Raw genomic sequence first — 16,934 nt, forward strand, 5'->3', positions numbered from 1 at the left:
GCATAAAACGATCACGCAAAGTGCCCACCGCGTCACGCGGTGGGCACTTTGCGTCGTGCAACCCTTTCCCGAGTTTCCCCGTCTGACCGTACGGAGTGACCATGGAGCGGTACGCCTCGTCACGACCAGATGGGCCTGGCCCTGAAAGCAGGGGGTAACCGACCGCAAAGAGGAAGCCGAGGTACACATGCCCGCCGAGAGCACGCCGGAGCCCGCCATACCGGGCGACCCCGGCAACAGCACCCCGCCCCGCCCGAAGGGCAGCCGCCGCAAGCCCCGCAGCGCGCGGAGCAAGGCCCTGCTCGTCACGGCCTGGACCGCGGCGGGTGTCGTGGCGCTCGGCGGCGCCGGAGCCGGCTATCTGTTCTTCAAGCTCAACGGCAACCTCAAGAGCGTCGACATCAACCAGGCGCTCGGCAGCGACCGGCCCCTGAAGGTCGACAACGGCTCGGAGAACATCCTGGTCCTCGGCTCCGACACCCGCTCCGGCACCAACAAGAAGCTGGGCGGCGGCACCGACGACGGCAGCGCCCGCTCCGACACCGCGATGATCGTCCACGTGTACAAGGGCCACAAGCGGGCCAGCGTGGTCTCGATCCCCCGGGACACCCTCGTGAAGCGGCCCTCCTGCACCGACTCCCGGGGCACCGTCCACGGCGCGGTCTCCGACGCGATGTTCAACTCCGCCTACTCCACCGGCGGCGCCGCCTGCGCGGTGAAGACCGTCGAGTCCATGACCGGCATCCGCATGGACCACTACATCGAGGTCGACTTCAGCGGCTTCCAGAAGCTGATCGACGACCTCGGCGGCGTCACGGTCACCACGACCAAGGCCATCTCCGACAAGGAGAGCCATCTGCACCTCTCGGCCGGGTCCCACGAGCTCAACGGCAAGCAGGCGCTCGGCCTGGTCCGTACCCGGCACGGCGTCGGCGACGGTTCCGACCTCGGCCGCATCCAGCTCCAGCAGGCGTTCATGAAGGCGCTCGTCGACCAGGTCAAGCACATCGGGCTCCTGTCCAACCCGAAAAAGCTGTACGACCTCGCCGACACCGCGACCAAGACGGTGACCACCGACTCCGACCTCGGCAGCGTCACCGACCTCGCGTCCTTCGCGGGCGGCCTCAAGCGCATCGGCTCGTCCCACATGACCATGGTGACGATGCCGGTCCAGTACGACCCGGCCGACGGCAACCGCGTCCTGGTGGACAAGGCCAAGGCCGAGCTGGTGTGGAAGGCCCTGGCGGCCGACCGGCCGATCCCCAAGGCCGCCACCGAGGGAACCGCCACCGGCACCGCGAAGGGCGTCGTCAGCCCCGGCTGAGCCCCGGCGGACACGCCCGCGGGCCGGCCCGCCGCCCCCCGGCCGACGTGCACGCGCGCCCACCCGCCGCGCCCGGCCGCCAAGCGCGCAGGTCAGCCCCCTCCGGCCCGCGCCACGGCCGCGGGGAATAGATCGCCGCGTCCCCCCGTTTTGGGGGATACGGCCAGTGCTGGCAGACTGGTACGTCGGTCCCGGTTCACGCACCCGCATCCAGCGGCGGCGACCCGGCGCCCTCCCGAAACTAGGAGACACCTTGAAGCGCGACATCCACCCCGAGTACGTCGAGACGCAGGTCAGCTGCACCTGTGGCGCGTCGTTCACCACTCACAGCACGATCTCCAGCGGCACCATCCGCGCCGAGGTCTGCTCCGAGTGCCACCCGTTCTACACGGGCAAGCAGAAGATCCTCGACACCGGTGGCCGTGTGGCCCGCTTCGAGGCCCGCTTCGGCAAGGCTGCCGCTGCCAGCAAGTAGCGAGCCCACAGCGCCGGTCTTCGGAGTCCCCCGCACGGGGACCCCGGGACCGGCGCTTTGCGGTCCAGCCCCCTCCCCGGGCTCTCGACGCGTTCGAGCAAGGGGAACCCCACGCCGTACCTACGTCCCCGCACCCTGCACGGAGCCGGGGACAGTCCATTGGAGCCGGAGATGTTCGAGGCGGTCGAGGAACTGATCGGCGAGCACGCCGATCTGGAGAAGAAGCTCGCTGACCCGTCGGTCCACGCCGACCAGGCCAACGCGCGCAAGCTCAACAAGCGCTACGCCGAGCTGACCCCGATCGTCGCGACGTACCGCTCCTGGAAGCAGACCGGGGACGACATCGGCACGGCCAAGGAGTTCGCCGCCGACGACCCCGACTTCGCCGCCGAGGTCAAGGACCTGGAGAAGCAGCGCGAGGAGCTCACCGAGAAGCTCCGCCTGCTGCTCGTCCCGCGCGACCCGAGCGACGACAAGGACGTCATCCTGGAGATCAAGGCGGGCGCCGGCGGTGACGAGTCCGCCCTGTTCGCCGGTGACCTGCTGCGCATGTACCTGCGCTACGCCGAGCGCGTCGGCTGGAAGACCGAGCTCATCGACGCCACCGAGTCCGAGCTCGGCGGCTACAAGGACGTCCAGGTCGCCGTGAAGACCAAGGGCGGCCAGGGCGCCACCGAGCCCGGCCAGGGCGTCTGGGCCCGCCTGAAGTACGAGGGCGGCGTGCACCGCGTGCAGCGCGTGCCCTCCACCGAGTCGCAGGGCCGTATCCACACCTCCGCCGCCGGCGTGCTCGTCACGCCCGAGGCCGAGGAGGTCGATGTCGAGATCCTCGCGAACGACCTGCGGATCGACGTCTACCGCTCCTCGGGCCCCGGCGGCCAGTCCGTCAACACGACCGACTCCGCGGTGCGCATCACGCACATTCCCACCGGAGTCGTCGCTTCCTGCCAGAACGAGAAGAGCCAGCTCCAGAACAAGGAGCAGGCCATGCGTATCCTGCGCTCCAGGCTCCTCGCGGCGGCGCAGGAGGAGGCGGAGCGGGAGGCCTCCGACGTCCGCCGCAGCCAGGTCCGTACCGTCGACCGCTCCGAGAAGATCCGTACGTACAACTTCCCGGAGAATCGCATCTCGGACCACCGCGTCGGCTTCAAGGCGTACAACTTGGACCAGGTCCTCGACGGAGAGCTCGACGCCGTCATCCAGGCCTGCGTCGACGCGGACTCGGCCGCCAAGCTCGCCGCCGCGTAACAGACGACAACAGCTCGGCGCCGTACACCTCACGACAACAGCTCAGCCCCGGAGGACCAGCGTGAACCTGCTGCTCGCGGAAGTGGCCCAGGCCACCCAGCGGCTGGCCGACGCCGGCGTGCCCTCGCCGCGCAACGACGCGGAGGAGCTCGCCGCCTTCGTGCACGGCGTGAAGCGGGGCGAGCTGCACAGTGTCAAGGACACGGACTTCGACGCCCGCTACTGGGAGGTGACCGCGCGCCGCGAGGCCCGCGAGCCGCTCCAGCACATCACGGGGCGCGCCTACTTCCGCTACCTCGAACTCCAGGTGGGACCCGGCGTCTTCGTCCCCCGCCCGGAGACCGAGTCGGTCGTCGGCTGGGCCATAGACGCCGTCCGCGCGATGGACGTCGTCGAACCGCTGATCGTCGACCTGTGCACCGGCTCGGGCGCCATCGCGCTCGCCCTCGCCCAGGAGGTCCCGCGCTCCCGCGTGCACGCCGTGGAGCTGTCCGAGGACGCCCTCCGGTGGACGCGCAAGAACGTCGAGGGGTCCAGGGTCGACCTGCGCCAGGGGGACGCCCTCGCGTCGTTCCCCGACCTCGACGGCCAGGTCGACCTGGTGATCTCCAACCCGCCGTACATCCCGCTCACCGAATGGGAGTACGTACAGCCGGAGGCCCGCGACTACGACCCCGAACTCGCCCTGTTCTCCGGCGAGGACGGACTCGACCTCATCCGCGGCATCGAGCGCACCGCGCACCGGCTGCTGCGCCCCGGCGGTGTCGTCGTCATCGAGCACGCCGACACCCAGGGCGGACAGGTGCCGTGGATCTTCACCGAGGAGCGGGGCTGGGCCGACGCGGCCGACCACCCGGACCTCAACAACCGGCCGCGGTTCGCGACCGCCCGCAAGGCGATGCCGTGAGCGCGGCCCGCCAGGCCCCGGCGCGCGCCGCCCTCGCGCGCCCGCGCCCCGCGTCCGCCCGCATCGCGTTTCTTCGCACCCCCAGCCAGCAGTACGTGTATGAGGAGGCCCGCTAAATGGCACGGCGATACGACACCAACGACGCGACCGACCGCTCCACAGGTCTGCGTGAGGCGGCGTCCGCCGTCCGCCGTGGCGAACTGGTGGTCCTCCCCACCGACACCGTCTACGGCATCGGCGCCGACGCGTTCACCTCGGAGGCCGTCGCCGATCTGCTCGACGCCAAGGGCCGGGGCCGCAACATGCCCACCCCCGTCCTCATCGGCTCCCCGAACACCCTGCACGGCCTCGTCACGGACTTCTCCGAGATGGCCTGGGAGCTCGTCGACGCGTTCTGGCCGGGTGCCCTGACCCTCGTCGCCAAGCACCAGCCCTCGCTCCAGTGGGACCTGGGGGACACCCGGGGCACGGTGGCGATCCGTATGCCGCTGCACCCGGTCGCCATCGAGCTCCTCACGGAGGTCGGCCCGATGGCCGTGTCCTCCGCCAACCTCACCGGCCACCCCGCGCCGGAGGACTGCGACGCCGCCCAGGGCATGCTCGGCGACTCCGTCTCGGTCTACCTGGACGGCGGCCCGACCCCCGGCAACGTGCCCTCCTCGATCGTCGACGTCACCGGCAAGGTGCCCGTCCTGCTGCGCGCCGGCGCACTGTCGGCGGAGGAGCTCCGGAAGGTCGTACCCGACCTCGAGGTGGCGAATTGACAGCCCCCGAGGCCTCCGGGCTCCCCGCTCGGCCGGAGCAGGGAGCAGCCCCATGCGTGGCATAGGCACGGGGATCACCGGGACCGGCGGATCCCCGAACGGGTCCTTCCGCATCCTCTATGTCAGCACCGGCAACGTGTGCCGCTCGCCGATCACCGAGCGGCTGACCCGGCATGCCCTGGCCGACCGGCTGGGCGACCCCCTGTGGGGCGGTCTCATCGTGGAGAGCGCCGGCACCTGGGGCCACGAGGGCGCGCCCATGGAGGCCAACGCGGCGACCGTGCTGACCGACTTCGGCGCGGACCCCTCCGGCTTCGTGGGGCGTGAGCTCCTCGACGACCACGTCATCCGCGCCGACCTGGTCCTGACGGCCACCCGCGACCACCGGGCCCAGGTCATCTCCATGGGTCACTCCGCCGGTCTGCGCACCTTCACGCTGAAGGAGTTCACCCGGCTGGTGCGCGCCATAGACCCCGCGACCCTGCCGCCCCTCCGGGACGGCGTGATCGAGCGTGCCGTCGCCCTGGTGCGGGCCGCCGCCGCGCTGCGCGGCTGGCTGCTGGCCCCGACGGCGGAGGCCGACGAGGTGTTCGACCCGTACGGGGCGCCCCTGCCGTTCTTCCGGTCCATCGGGGACGAGATCAACGAGGCACTGGACCCGGTCGTCACCGCTCTGACGGGGGTACCCGCGCGGACGTGACACCGGGCGTGCCACCGGTCCCGGTTCTACATTGGACATAAGCGTCCCCCCGCAGATGTCCGGAGTCCACCATGCCGGTCGCCACCATGCCCGATGCGGATGTACTGAGCCGCCAGGATCCCGAGCTCGCCGAGATCCTGCGCGGTGAGCTGGACCGGCAGTCGACCACGTTGCAGCTCATCGCGGCGGAGAACTTCACCTCGCCGGCCGTGCTGGCGGCGCTCGGCTCGCCGCTGGCGAACAAGTACGCCGAGGGCTATCCCGGCGCCCGCCATCACGGCGGCTGCGAGATCGTCGACGTCGCCGAGCGGATCGCCGTCGACCGCGCCAAGGCCCTCTTCGGGGCCGATCACGCCAACGTGCAGTCCCATTCCGGGAGTTCGGCCGTGCTGGCCGCGTACGCCGCCCTGCTGCGGCCCGGTGACACCGTGCTGGCGATGGGCCTGCCCTTCGGCGGTCATCTCACGCACGGGTCGCCCGCGAACTTCTCGGGCCGCTGGTTCGACTTCGTCGGCTACGGCGTCGAGGCGGAGTCGGGACTGATCGACTACGAGCAGGTGCGCACCCTGGCCCGCGCACGTCGCCCCAAGGCCGTCGTCTGCGGGTCGATCTCGTACCCCCGGCACATCGACTACGCGCTGTTCCGGGAGATCGCCGACGAGGTCGGCGCCTATCTCATCGCGGACGCCGCCCATCCGATCGGGCTCGTCGCGGGGGGAGCGGCGCCGAACCCGGTGCCGTACGCGGACGTCGTGTGCGCCACCACGCACAAGGTGCTGCGCGGGCCGCGCGGCGGGATGGTCCTGTGCGGCGGCGAGCTGGCCGAGCGGGTCGACCGGGCCGTCTTCCCGTTCACGCAGGGCGGTGCGCAGATGAACGCCATCGCGGCGAAGGCGGTCGCGTTCGGCGAGGCGGCGACCCCGGCCTTCACGGCGTACGCCCATCAGGTGACCGCGAACGCGCGGGTGCTGGCCGCGGGGCTCGAGGCGGAGGGGCTCGCGGTCACCACGGGCGGCACCGACACCCATCTGCTGGTCGCGGATCCGGTGCCGCTCGGCGTAGACGGGCGGACCGCGCGGGGCCGGCTGGCCGCGGCCGGTATGGTCCTCGACACCTGTGCGTTGCCTCACGGCGACGCCCGCGGCCTGCGGCTCGGTACCGCGGCGCTGACCACGCAGGGGATGGACGAGCCGGAGATGGCGCGGGTCGCGGCCCTGTTCGCGGGGGTGCTGCGGGACGAGATCGACAGCCGGACGGCACGGGAAGAGGTGCGGGAACTGACGGGAAGATTTCCGCCTTATCCGGACTGACCGGGGGTACGCGTACCGAGCCGCACAGCCACACGTGCAACCATCGTCGCTACCCGAAAGTCCTCAACCATATGCGTGCATCGCTAGGGTGTGGGGCTGTGATGGCCAGCGAGACCTGTGGGGAAGCCCGTGCGTGAATACCTGCTGACGCTCTGCATCACGGCCGCGGTGACGTACCTGCTGACAGGGCCGGTACGGAAATTCGCGATCGTGGCCGGAGCCATGCCGGAAATCCGGGCGCGTGACGTGCACCGTGAACCCACGCCGAGGCTCGGCGGCATCGCGATGTTCTTCGGTCTGTGCGCCGGTCTGCTGGTCGCGGACCACCTGACGAACCTCAACGAGGTCTTCGCCGACTCGAACGAACCGCGCGCCCTGCTCTCTGGAGCCGCGCTGATCTGGCTGATCGGCGTGCTGGACGACAAGTTCGAGATCGACGCCCTGATCAAGCTCGGCGGCCAGATGATCGCCGCCGGCGTGATGGTCATGCAGGGTCTGACGATTCTGTGGCTGCCGATCCCCGGGGTCGGCCTGGTCGCGCTGACCCAGTGGCAGGGCACGCTCCTGACGGTGGCGCTCGTCGTCATCACGATCAACGCGGTCAACTTCGTGGACGGCCTCGACGGGCTGGCCGCCGGCATGGTGTGCATCGCGTCCGCCGCGTTCTTCCTGTACGCCTACCGGATCTGGTACTCGTACGGCATCGAGGCGGCCGCCCCGGCGACGCTGTTCGCGGCGATCCTGATGGGCATGTGCCTGGGCTTCCTGCCGCACAACATGCATCCCGCGCGGATCTTCATGGGCGACTCGGGGTCGATGCTCATCGGGCTGGTGCTGGCCGCCGGCGCCATCTCCATCACCGGGCAGATCGACCCCGATGTGATGAACCTCTTCACCGGTTCCCCGCGCAACACCGTGCACCAGACGGTGCCCGTGTTCATCCCGCTGCTGCTACCGCTGACGATCATCGCGATCCCCGCCGCCGACCTGGTGCTCGCGATCGTGCGGCGCACCTGGCGCGGGCAGTCGCCGTTCGCCGCGGACCGGGGGCATCTGCACCATCGCCTCCTGGAGGTCGGCCACTCGCACAGCCGCGCGGTCCTGATCATGTACTTCTGGTCGGCGCTGATCGCGTTCGGTGCCCTCGCGTACTCGGTCAACTCCGGGGCCATGTGGAGCGTGCTCACCATCGCGGCGCTCAGCGCCGTCGGTCTCGTGCTGCTCCTGCTGCCGCGCTTCACGCCGCGTGCCCCGCGCTGGGCCGAGCACCTCTTGCCGCCGCGCTACCGCCGCCGCAGGGCCGCCGCGGCCACCGCGGGGGACGTGGCGCCCGTGACCCACGAGGCTGCGTCGGCGGGCGAGCCGGACGAGGCGCGTGAGCACCGTGCTCCGGCGGCTGCCGGAGTCTCAGGAGTCAACGGAGCGACGGCGATCGGAACCCGTCCGCGACTCCTGGACCGGCGTGAGGCCGAGTCCTCGCGCTGAGCCGAAGGTAAGAATCTGACTAACGCGTGACCAAATCGTGGGGGAGTAAAGCGCCCCAATATCAGACAAAGGGGCGCTTGAAATGCACAGACGCGCAGCTTCACTCTCATGTGTGACAGTCAGCACACCAACCAGGTAAAGACCTCATCAAATAGTTTGTGATACGGTTCACGAGAACCCAGGGCAGAGCCGAAGGACCCCTGTACGACGGTCCTTTGGCGTGAGGTTCTCTCTCAGCCCGGGACTACGCTCGTCCATGACGACACGCCCCCCTTAGCAAGCGGAGTTGCCGCCATGCCGTCCAATGACGCCCGGATCCTCCTTCAGGCCGCCGTACCCACGGCTGCCGTCGGCGCGATTGCCGCCGTCGTCAGCGGTGTGGTCGCCGGCGGCAAGGGAGCGCTCGGGGCGGTCGTCGCGACGCTGGTGGTGCTTCTCTTCATGGGGCTCGGCCTCTACGTCCTGCAGCGCACCGCCAAATCGCTTCCGCACTTGTTCCAGGCGATGGGTCTCCTGCTCTACACGGCACAAATTCTTCTGCTCTTCATCTTTGTCGCCGCGTTCAAGAACACATCGCTGTTCAATCCCAAGTCCTTCGCGCTCACCCTGGTCGTCACCACACTCGTGTGGATCGGCGCACAGGCACGTGCCCATATGAAGGCCAAGATCCTCTACGTCGAACCCGACTCCTCGAAGGCCGAAAAGCCCGAAAACAAGGGGCACTCGTCGTGAGGGGTAGGGCCGGGATAAGTGCACGCAGGAGATCCTGCTATCGTCCGGTGCCAACTGCGGCATCGCGGGCGCGGGCATCTGAGCTGACGCCTGTTCGATCGCGAGGCTTGATGCCCCTCTGCCGCCCCCACATCCGTAACACCAGCCCAGTGCCGAACCGCGGCTGCGCGCCGCGCCGACACAACGAGGATGCCGTACCTATGCGCCACGCTGAAGGAGCCCGCGGTGAGTGCTGACCCGACGCAGGTGCTCGCCTTCGAGACCGACTGCCACATCTTCGACGGTTGTGGCTTCCCGGCACCCGGCCTGCACTCGTTCCTGTTCGAGCCTCTCTGGGGCGACGGGGACAGCAACTTGTACTTCAACAAGACGATGCTCCTGGCGCTGCTCGGCTCGATCGTCATCGTCGCCTTCTTCTGGGCCGCCTTCCGCAAGCCGAAGGTCGTCCCGGGCAAGCTGCAGATGGTCGCGGAGACCGGCTACGACTTCATCCGTCGCGGCGTCGTCTACGAGACGATCGGCAAGAAGGAAGGCGAGAAGTACGTTCCGCTGATCGTCTCGCTGTTCTTCTTCATCTGGATGATGAACCTCTGGTCGATCATTCCCGTCGCCCAGTTCCCGGTCACGGCGATCATCTCGTACCCCGCGGTACTGGCCGGCATCGTCTACATCGTCTGGGTGTCCCTGACGTTCAAGCGCCACGGATTCGTCGGAGCGTTCAAGAACTTCAGCGGCTACGACAAGTCGCTCGGCCCGGTTCTTCCGCTGGCCATGTTCATCGAGCTGCTCTCGAACCTGATCGTCCGGCCGTTCACGCACGCGGTGCGACTCTTCGCGAACATGTTCGCGGGTCACACGCTGCTGCTGCTGTTCACGATCGCCACCTGGTACCTGCTCAACGGCTTCGGGATCGTCTACTCGGGCGTCTCGTTCATCATGGTCATCGTCATGACGGCCTTCGAGCTGTTCATCCAGGCCCTGCAGGCGTACGTGTTCGTGCTGCTGACCTGCACCTTCATCCAGGGCGCGCTGGCCGAGCACCACTGAGCGCCCTTCCCCGCACCCCGCATTCGTCCGGTGGCCACCCCCCACCGGTCCGTAAAGAAAAGGAAGAACTGGCATGTCCCAGACCCTTGCCGCTGTCTCCGGCTCGCTCGGCTCGATCGGTTACGGCCTCGCGGCCATCGGCCCCGGCGTCGGCGTCGGCATCATCTTCGGTAACGGCACCCAGGCTCTCGCCCGTCAGCCCGAGGCCGCCGGTCTGATCCGCGCCAACCAGATCCTCGGCTTCGCCTTCTGTGAGGCGCTCGCCCTCATCGGTCTGGTCATGCCGTTCGTCTACGGCACCTGATCCACCCGATCAGCGACAGCCCACTAGACGAAAGGCACTGACATGAGCCACCTGCTCATTCTGGCGGCCGAGGAGAAGGAAAACCCCCTCGTCCCGCCGATCCCCGAGCTTGTCATCGGCCTGCTCGCCTTCGTCATCGTCTTCGGCTTCCTGGCCTGGAAGCTTCTCCCGAACATCAACAAGGTTCTGGAGCAGCGTCGCGAGGCCATCGAGGGCGGTATCGAAAAGGCCGAGGCCGCGCAGACCGAGGCCCAGAGCGTTCTCGAGCAGTACAAGGCTCAGCTCGCCGAGGCCCGTCACGAGGCCGCGCGCCTGCGCCAGGACGCCCAGGAACAGGGCGCCACGCTCATCGCCGAGATGCGCGCGGAAGGCCAGCGGCAGCGCGACGAGATCCTCGCCGCCGGTCACACGCAGATCGAGGCCGACCGCAAGGCCGCCGCTCAGTCGCTGCGTCAGGACGTCGGCACGCTTGCCACCGACCTGGCCGGCAAGCTCGTCGGCGAGTCCCTCGAGGACCACGCCCGCCAGAGCCGTGTCATCGACCGTTTCCTCTCCGAGCTTGAGGAGAAGGCCGAGGCGGCTCGATGACTGCACACGGAGCGAGCCGCGAGGCAACCGCAGCCGCACGTGAGCGTCTCGACGCGCTGACGGACTCGACGTCCGTGGACGCGGCCCAGCTCGCCGACGAGCTGGCCGCGGTCACCACGCTGCTTCACCGCGAGGTGTCGCTGCGTCGGGTCCTCACCGACCCGGCGCAGCCCGGCGAGGCCAAGGCCGAGCTGGTCCAGCGCCTGCTCGGCGGCCAGGTGGGCGGCAGTGCCGCAGACCTGGTGTCCGGCATGGTGCGTTCCCGCTGGTCGCAGCCCCGCGACCTGGTGGACGCCCTCGAAGAGCTCACCGCCACCGCCGACCTCACGGCGGCGCAGCGGACGGGCTCGCTCGACAACGTCGAGGACGAGCTGTTCCGCTTCGGCCGGATCGTCGCCTCGAACACCGAGCTGCGCGCCGCGCTGACCGACCGGGCTGCCACCACGGCGGCCAAGAGCGAGCTGCTGCACAGCCTGCTCGGCGGCCGGGCCGACGTGACGACCGAGCGTCTGGTGACGCGTCTCGTGACCGCGCCGCGCGGACGTAGCCTGGAAGCGGGACTCGAGTCCCTGTCCAAGCTCGCCGCCGAGCGCCGCGACCGCATGGTCGCCGTGGTCACCTCCGCGGTGCCGCTGAGCGACGGACAGAAGCAGCGCCTCGGCGCCGCTCTGGCGAAGCTCTACGGCCGCCCGATGCACCTCAACCTCGACGTGGACCCCGATGTCCTCGGCGGGATCCGGGTGCAGGTCGGCGACGAGGTCATCAACGGCTCCATCGCGGACCGTCTCGAGGACGCCGCCCGCCGCATGGCGAGCTAGTAACCACACAAGCAGTACGCAATTACGGCCCTGGTTGGGCCGTGCAGAGGATTCACCTCTCATCGGGGGGAGTCCCCCATCCCCCCAAGTGAAACTTCGGGCCCAACAAGGAGAGCAGGGAACCCAGATGGCGGAGCTCACGATCCGGCCGGAGGAGATCCGGGACGCACTGGAGAACTTTGTCCAGTCGTACCAGCCGGACGCGGCCTCGCGCGAGGAGGTCGGTACGGTCACCGTCGCCGGCGACGGTATCGCCAAGATCGAGGGTCTTCCCTCGGCCATGGCGAACGAGCTGCTGAAGTTCGAGGACGGAACCCTCGGCCTCGCGCTGAACCTGGAAGAGCGCGAGATCGGTGCGGTCATCCTCGGCGAGTTCAGCGGTATCGAAGAGGGCCAGCCGGTGCAGCGCACCGGTGAGGTGCTGTCCGTCGCCGTGGGCGAGGGCTACCTCGGCCGCGTCGTCGACCCGCTCGGCAACCCGATCGACGGTCTCGGCGAGATCGAGACGTCCGGCCGCCGCGCCCTCGAGCTGCAGGCCCCGGGCGTCATGGTCCGCAAGTCGGTGCACGAGCCGATGGAGACGGGCTACAAGGCCGTCGACGCGATGACCCCGATCGGCCGTGGCCAGCGTCAGCTGATCATCGGCGACCGTCAGACCGGCAAGACCGCGCTGGCCGTCGACACGATCATCAACCAGCGCGACAACTGGCGCTCGGGCGACACCAAGAAGCAGGTCCGCTGCATCTACGTCGCCATCGGCCAGAAGGGTTCGACCATCGCCTCCGTGCGTGGCGCCCTCGAAGAGGCCGGCGCGCTGGAGTACACGACCATCGTCGCCGCCCCGGCGTCCGACCCGGCCGGCTTCAAGTACCTTGCGCCGTACACCGGTTCGGCCATCGGTCAGCAGTGGATGTACGAGGGCAAGCACGTCCTCATCATCTTCGACGACCTCTCGAAGCAGGCCGACGCCTACCGCGCCGTGTCCCTGCTGCTCCGCCGCCCGCCGGGCCGCGAGGCCTACCCCGGCGACGTCTTCTACCTGCACTCCCGTCTGCTGGAGCGCTGCGCGAAGCTCTCCGACGACCTGGGCGCCGGTTCGATGACGGGTCTGCCGATCGTCGAGACCAAGGCGAACGACGTGTCGGCGTTCATCCCGACCAACGTCATCTCCATCACCGACGGCCAGTGCTTCCTGGAGTCCGACCTGTTCAACGCCGGCCAGCGTCCGGCCCTGAACGTCGGTATCTCGGTCTCCCGCGTCGGTGGTTCCGCCCAGCACAAGGCGATGAAGCAGGTCTCCGGCCGTCTTCGCCTCGACCTGGCCCAGTACCGCGAGCTGGAGGCGTTCGCCGCCTTCGGTTCCGACCTGGACGCCGCGTCGAAGTCGCAGCTCGAGCGGGGTCAGCGTCTGGTCGAGCTGCTCAAGCAGGCTCAGTACCAGCCGATGGCCACCGAGGACCAGGTCGTCTCCGTGTGGTCCGCGACCACCGGCAAGATGGACGACGTCCCGGTCGCCGACATCCGCCGCTTCGAGAAGGAGCTCCTGGAGTACCTGCACCGCAAGGAGCAGGGCCTCATGACCTCCATCAAGGAGGGCGGCAAGATGTCGGACGACACGCTCACCGCCATCGCGGACGGCATCGCTGACTTCAAGAAGCAGTTCGAGACCTCGGACGGGAAGCTTCTCGGCGAGGACGCTCCGGCCGCCGCCAAGTGACGTAAGGAAGGGACCTGACTCATGGGAGCCCAGCTCCGGGTCTACAAGCGTCGCATCCGATCCGTCACCGCGACCAAGAAGATCACCAAGGCGATGGAGATGATCGCCGCCTCGCGCGTCGTCAAGGCGCAGCGCAAGGTGGCGGCCTCCACGCCCTACGCGACCGAGCTCACGCGCGCGGTCACGGCGGTCGGCACCGGCTCGAACACCAAGCACCCGCTGACCACGGAGGCGGAGACGGCGACCCGTTCCGCGGTTCTGCTCCTTACGAGCGACCGCGGACTGGCCGGCGCCTTCAACTCCAACGCCATCAAGGCGGCGGAGCTGTTGACCGCCCGTCTCGAGGCCGAGGGCAAGAAGGTCGACACGTACATCGTCGGCCGCCGCGGTCTGGCCCACTACAACTTCCGCGAGCGCAAGGTCGTGGAATCGTGGTCGGGCTTCACCGACGAGCCCACCTACGCGGACGCGAAGAAGGTCGCGGGTCCGCTGATCGAGGCGATCGAGAAGGACACGGCGGAGGGCGGCGTGGATGAACTCCACATCGTCTACACCGAGTTCGTCTCGATGATGACGCAGACGGCCATCGACGGCCGGCTGCTGCCGCTTCGCCTCGAAGAGGTGGCGGAGGAAGCGCCCGAGGGCGAGATCCTTCCGCTGTACGAGTTCGAGCCGTCGGCGGAGGACGTCCTTGACGCCCTTCTGCCGCGCTACGTCGAGAGCCGTATCTACAACGCGCTGCTCCAGTCGGCTGCCTCCAAGCACGCCGCCACGCGCCGCGCGATGAAGTCGGCGACCGACAACGCGGGAGACCTGATCACTTCGCTCTCCCGCCTTGCCAATGCGGCCCGCCAGGCCGAAATCACCCAGGAAATCAGCGAGATCGTCGGCGGCTCCGCAGCCCTTGCCGACGCGACCGCGGGGAGTGACAAGTAATGACGACGACTTCTGAGACGGCCGTTGCCACGGGCCGCGTCGCCCGGGTCATCGGCCCGGTCGTCGACGTGGAGTTCCCCGTCGACGCGATGCCGGACATCTACAACGCCCTTCACGTCGAGGTGGCCGACCCGGCCAACGCCGGCGAGAAGAAGACGCTGACCCTGGAAGTCGCCCAGCACCTGGGTGACGGCCTGGTCCGTACGATCTCCATGCAGCCGACCGACGGTCTGGTCCGCCAGGCCGCGGTCACCGACACGGGCGCGGGCATCACCGTCCCGGTCGGCGACTTCACCAAGGGCAAGGTGTTCAACACCCTCGGTGAGGTGCTGAACTCCGACGAGAAGTACTCGGGCGAGCGCTGGTCCATCCACCGCAAGGCCCCGCGCTTCGACGAGCTCGAGTCGAAGACCGAGATGTTCGAGACCGGCGTCAAGGTCATCGACCTTCTCACCCCGTACGTCAAGGGTGGAAAGATCGGTCTGTTCGGTGGTGCCGGCGTCGGCAAGACGGTGCTCATCCAGGAGATGATCTACCGCGTCGCCAACAACCACGACGGTGTCTCCGTGTTCGCCGGTGTCGGCGAGCGCACGCGTGAGGGCAACGACCTCATCGAGGAGATGGCGGACTCGGGCGTCATCGACAAGACGGCCCTTGTCTTCGGCCAGATGGACGAGCCCCCGGGCACCCGTCTGCGCGTGGCCCTCGCGGGTCTGACCATGGCGGAGTACTTCCGCGATGTGCAGAAGCAGGACGTGCTGTTCTTCGTGGACAACATCTTCCGCTTCACGCAGGCCGGTTCCGAGGTCTCGACCCTGCTCGGCCGCATGCCCTCCGCGGTGGGTTACCAGCCGAACCTGGCCGACGAGATGGGTCTCCTCCAGGAGCGCATCACCTCGACCCGCGGTCACTCGATCACCTCGATGCAGGCGATCTACGTCCCCGCGGACGACCTGACCGACCCGGCCCCGGCCACCACGTTCGCCCACCTCGACGCGACGACGGTTCTCTCCCGTCCGATCTCCGAGAAGGGCATCTACCCGGCCGTGGACCCGCTGGACTCCACGTCCCGCATCCTGGACCCCCGCTACATCGCGGCGGACCACTACGCGGCCGCGATGCGCGTCAAGTCGGTTCTTCAGAAGTACAAGGACCTTCAGGACATCATCGCGATCCTCGGTATCGACGAGCTGGGCGAGGAGGACAAGCTCACCGTCCACCGCGCCCGTCGCGTGGAGCGCTTCCTGTCCCAGAACACCCACGTCGCCAAGCAGTTCACCGGCGTCGACGGGTCGGACGTCCCGCTGGACGAGTCGATCGCGGCCTTCAACGCGATCATCGACGGCGAGTACGACCACTTCCCGGAGCAGGCGTTCTTCCTCTGCGGTGGCATTGAGGACCTCAAGGCCAACGCCAAGGAGCTCGGCGTCTCCTGAACCTCGTGTTCTTGAGTGAGGGGGCGGGGCCGCACCTCGCGGGGTGCGGTCCTTCCCCCTCCGTACGCCTACTAGACTTTGACCCAACACCCGGCAGCAACGCCGGGTGGTGACCCGAGGAGCCCACCTTGGCTGCTGAGCTGCACGTCGAGCTCGTCGCCGCGGACCGCAGTGTCTGGTCCGGCGAGGCCACCCTGGTCGTCGCGCGTACCACGTCCGGCGACATCGGCGTCATGCCCGGTCACCAGCCGCTTCTCGGTGTGCTGGAGTCGGGCCCGGTGACCATTCGTACGAGTGATGGTGGAACGGTCGTCGCCGCGGTGCACGGCGGTTTCATCTCCTTCGCCGACAACAAGCTGTCCCTGCTGGCCGAGATCGCCGAGCTGTCGGACGAGATCGATGTCCAGCGTGCGGAGCGGGCGCTCGAGCGCGCGAAGTCGGACGCCGACGCGTCCGCCGAGCGTCGCGCGGACGTCCGTCTGCGCGCGGTGTCGACGCGCTGACCATCGGTGCGACCCCAGGCCTTTAGGCGCTGGGGGAGCACTGTGTGAAGCTTTGACTCAGCCGCGGCTGGGACCGGATCACTCCGGCCCTGGCCGCGGCTGAGGCAAATCCGGACGTTTTTTCTTTTCCGTTACCTAGGAGACGAGGAGGTCGGTGTCGATGGTCCTCGCTCTGACTGTGTGCGGAGTGGTAGTAGCGCTCGTGGTGGTGGGGTTGTTCGTCTTCGGTCTCCGCCGCCGGCTCATCCAGCGTTCCGGCGGGACGTTCGACTGCAGCCTGCGCTGGGACGTCCCCGAGAAGGGTGACCCCAGCGGCAAGGGCTGGAGCTACGGGGTGGCCCGCTACAACGGCGACCGGGTCGAGTGGTACCGCGTCTTCTCGTACGCCCCCCGCCCGCGCCGCGTCCTCGAACGTTCGGCGATCGAGGTGGCCGGCCGTCGCGCCGCCGAGGGCGAGGAGGAGCTCGCGCTGCTCTCCGACGCGATCATCCTGGCCTGTCAGCACCGCGGGACGCGCCTCGAACTGGCGATGAGCGAGGACGCGCTGACCGGCTTCCTCGCCTGGCTGGAGGCGGCCCCGCCCGGACAACGGGTGAACGTCGCGTAGCGACCGTGGGATGGGGGTCCCCCGGCCGCGGAG

Annotated in this window: 18 protein-coding genes; all 18 read left to right on the forward strand. The window is 68.8% G+C overall.

The features are described from left to right. Positions 1-187 precede the first annotated feature (187 nt). The 18 genes from ACIQ7M_RS34875 to ACIQ7M_RS34960 all read left to right on the forward strand — a co-directional run bounded on the left by ACIQ7M_RS34875 (position 188) and on the right by ACIQ7M_RS34960 (position 16,901). Positions 188-1,324: an LCP family protein gene (locus ACIQ7M_RS34875; protein ID WP_403651712.1), complete on the forward strand. Its 1,137-nt coding sequence runs from the start codon at positions 188-190 to the stop codon at positions 1,322-1,324. Positions 1,325-1,577: 253 nt separating this feature from the next. After that, positions 1,578-1,799 carry a 50S ribosomal protein L31 gene (rpmE, locus tag ACIQ7M_RS34880; protein WP_355760499.1) on the forward strand — a complete coding sequence of 74 codons (222 nt, stop codon included), beginning with the start codon at positions 1,578-1,580 and terminating at the stop codon, positions 1,797-1,799. Between the two features lie 171 nt (positions 1,800-1,970). Next, positions 1,971-3,047, forward strand: coding sequence for a peptide chain release factor 1 (gene prfA / locus ACIQ7M_RS34885; RefSeq protein ID WP_355760496.1), 1,077 nt, complete (start codon positions 1,971-1,973; stop codon positions 3,045-3,047). Positions 3,048-3,108: 61 nt separating this feature from the next. Next, on the forward strand, positions 3,109-3,954 hold the full coding sequence (gene prmC / locus ACIQ7M_RS34890) for a peptide chain release factor N(5)-glutamine methyltransferase (protein WP_355760493.1): 846 nt from the start codon (positions 3,109-3,111) through the stop codon (positions 3,952-3,954). 116 nt (positions 3,955-4,070) lie between these two features. Beyond that, positions 4,071-4,718 carry an L-threonylcarbamoyladenylate synthase gene (locus ACIQ7M_RS34895; protein WP_355760490.1) on the forward strand — a complete coding sequence of 216 codons (648 nt, stop codon included), beginning with the start codon at positions 4,071-4,073 and terminating at the stop codon, positions 4,716-4,718. Between the two features lie 52 nt (positions 4,719-4,770). Beyond that, positions 4,771-5,418 (forward strand): protein-tyrosine-phosphatase, encoded by a 648-nt coding sequence (locus ACIQ7M_RS34900; RefSeq protein ID WP_355760487.1) that lies wholly within the window; start codon positions 4,771-4,773, stop codon positions 5,416-5,418. A gap of 86 nt (positions 5,419-5,504) precedes the next feature. Then, positions 5,505-6,728, forward strand: a complete 1,224-nt coding sequence (glyA, locus tag ACIQ7M_RS34905; RefSeq protein ID WP_389846860.1) for a serine hydroxymethyltransferase — start codon at positions 5,505-5,507, stop codon at positions 6,726-6,728. Positions 6,729-6,857: 129 nt separating this feature from the next. Beyond that, on the forward strand, positions 6,858-8,213 hold the full coding sequence (locus ACIQ7M_RS34910; RefSeq protein ID WP_355760481.1) for an MraY family glycosyltransferase: 1,356 nt from the start codon (positions 6,858-6,860) through the stop codon (positions 8,211-8,213). 294 nt (positions 8,214-8,507) lie between these two features. Next, a complete protein-coding gene (locus tag ACIQ7M_RS34915) occupies positions 8,508-8,945 on the forward strand; it encodes a hypothetical protein (protein WP_355760478.1) in 438 nt (145 codons plus the stop codon). Between the two features lie 225 nt (positions 8,946-9,170). Continuing rightward, positions 9,171-9,992: a F0F1 ATP synthase subunit A gene (atpB, locus tag ACIQ7M_RS34920; RefSeq protein WP_355760475.1), complete on the forward strand. Its 822-nt coding sequence runs from the start codon at positions 9,171-9,173 to the stop codon at positions 9,990-9,992. Between the two features lie 73 nt (positions 9,993-10,065). Continuing rightward, a complete protein-coding gene (atpE, locus tag ACIQ7M_RS34925) occupies positions 10,066-10,296 on the forward strand; it encodes an ATP synthase F0 subunit C (protein ID WP_028804225.1) in 231 nt (76 codons plus the stop codon). A 42-nt stretch (positions 10,297-10,338) separates the two neighbouring features. Continuing rightward, the gene (locus ACIQ7M_RS34930) at positions 10,339-10,884 is read left to right on the forward strand and encodes a F0F1 ATP synthase subunit B (RefSeq protein ID WP_355760471.1); all 546 of its coding nucleotides are present in this window, start codon (positions 10,339-10,341) and stop codon (positions 10,882-10,884) included. Next, complete coding sequence (locus ACIQ7M_RS34935; RefSeq protein ID WP_355760468.1) at positions 10,881-11,702, forward strand: F0F1 ATP synthase subunit delta; 822 nt, start codon at positions 10,881-10,883, stop codon at positions 11,700-11,702. The genes ACIQ7M_RS34930 and ACIQ7M_RS34935 overlap by 4 nt, the downstream gene beginning before the upstream one ends. Positions 11,703-11,829: 127 nt before the next feature. Next, positions 11,830-13,419 carry a F0F1 ATP synthase subunit alpha gene (gene atpA, locus ACIQ7M_RS34940; protein ID WP_355760465.1) on the forward strand — a complete coding sequence of 530 codons (1,590 nt, stop codon included), beginning with the start codon at positions 11,830-11,832 and terminating at the stop codon, positions 13,417-13,419. Between the two features lie 21 nt (positions 13,420-13,440). Beyond that, positions 13,441-14,355, forward strand: coding sequence for a F0F1 ATP synthase subunit gamma (locus tag ACIQ7M_RS34945; protein WP_355760462.1), 915 nt, complete (start codon positions 13,441-13,443; stop codon positions 14,353-14,355). Then, positions 14,355-15,791 (forward strand): F0F1 ATP synthase subunit beta, encoded by a 1,437-nt coding sequence (gene atpD / locus ACIQ7M_RS34950; RefSeq protein WP_355760460.1) that lies wholly within the window; start codon positions 14,355-14,357, stop codon positions 15,789-15,791. Before ACIQ7M_RS34945 ends, atpD begins: the two co-directional genes overlap by 1 nt. A gap of 128 nt (positions 15,792-15,919) precedes the next feature. Then, a complete protein-coding gene (locus tag ACIQ7M_RS34955) occupies positions 15,920-16,294 on the forward strand; it encodes a F0F1 ATP synthase subunit epsilon (RefSeq protein WP_355760457.1) in 375 nt (124 codons plus the stop codon). Between the two features lie 160 nt (positions 16,295-16,454). Beyond that, positions 16,455-16,901: a DUF2550 domain-containing protein gene (locus ACIQ7M_RS34960; RefSeq protein ID WP_355760454.1), complete on the forward strand. Its 447-nt coding sequence runs from the start codon at positions 16,455-16,457 to the stop codon at positions 16,899-16,901. Positions 16,902-16,934: the final 33 nt, after the last annotated feature.

Source organism: Streptomyces sp. NPDC096324, from assembly GCF_044763015.1.
Classification (GTDB): domain Bacteria; phylum Actinomycetota; class Actinomycetes; order Streptomycetales; family Streptomycetaceae; genus Streptomyces.

Coding starts and splice junctions, on each gene's coding strand:
- ACIQ7M_RS34900 (WP_355760487.1), top strand. CDS start 4,771: ATGCGTGGCATAGGCACGGGGATCACCGGGACCGGCGGATCCCCGAAC.
- ACIQ7M_RS34960 (WP_355760454.1), top strand. CDS start 16,455: ATGGTCCTCGCTCTGACTGTGTGCGGAGTGGTAGTAGCGCTCGTGGTG.
- prfA (WP_355760496.1), top strand. CDS start 1,971: ATGTTCGAGGCGGTCGAGGAACTGATCGGCGAGCACGCCGATCTGGAG.
- ACIQ7M_RS34930 (WP_355760471.1), top strand. CDS start 10,339: ATGAGCCACCTGCTCATTCTGGCGGCCGAGGAGAAGGAAAACCCCCTC.
- glyA (WP_389846860.1), top strand. CDS start 5,505: ATGCCCGATGCGGATGTACTGAGCCGCCAGGATCCCGAGCTCGCCGAG.
- atpA (WP_355760465.1), top strand. CDS start 11,830: ATGGCGGAGCTCACGATCCGGCCGGAGGAGATCCGGGACGCACTGGAG.
- ACIQ7M_RS34945 (WP_355760462.1), top strand. CDS start 13,441: ATGGGAGCCCAGCTCCGGGTCTACAAGCGTCGCATCCGATCCGTCACC.
- ACIQ7M_RS34935 (WP_355760468.1), top strand. CDS start 10,881: ATGACTGCACACGGAGCGAGCCGCGAGGCAACCGCAGCCGCACGTGAG.
- ACIQ7M_RS34875 (WP_403651712.1), top strand. CDS start 188: ATGCCCGCCGAGAGCACGCCGGAGCCCGCCATACCGGGCGACCCCGGC.
- ACIQ7M_RS34915 (WP_355760478.1), top strand. CDS start 8,508: ATGCCGTCCAATGACGCCCGGATCCTCCTTCAGGCCGCCGTACCCACG.
- atpD (WP_355760460.1), top strand. CDS start 14,355: ATGACGACGACTTCTGAGACGGCCGTTGCCACGGGCCGCGTCGCCCGG.
- atpE (WP_028804225.1), top strand. CDS start 10,066: ATGTCCCAGACCCTTGCCGCTGTCTCCGGCTCGCTCGGCTCGATCGGT.
- ACIQ7M_RS34895 (WP_355760490.1), top strand. CDS start 4,071: ATGGCACGGCGATACGACACCAACGACGCGACCGACCGCTCCACAGGT.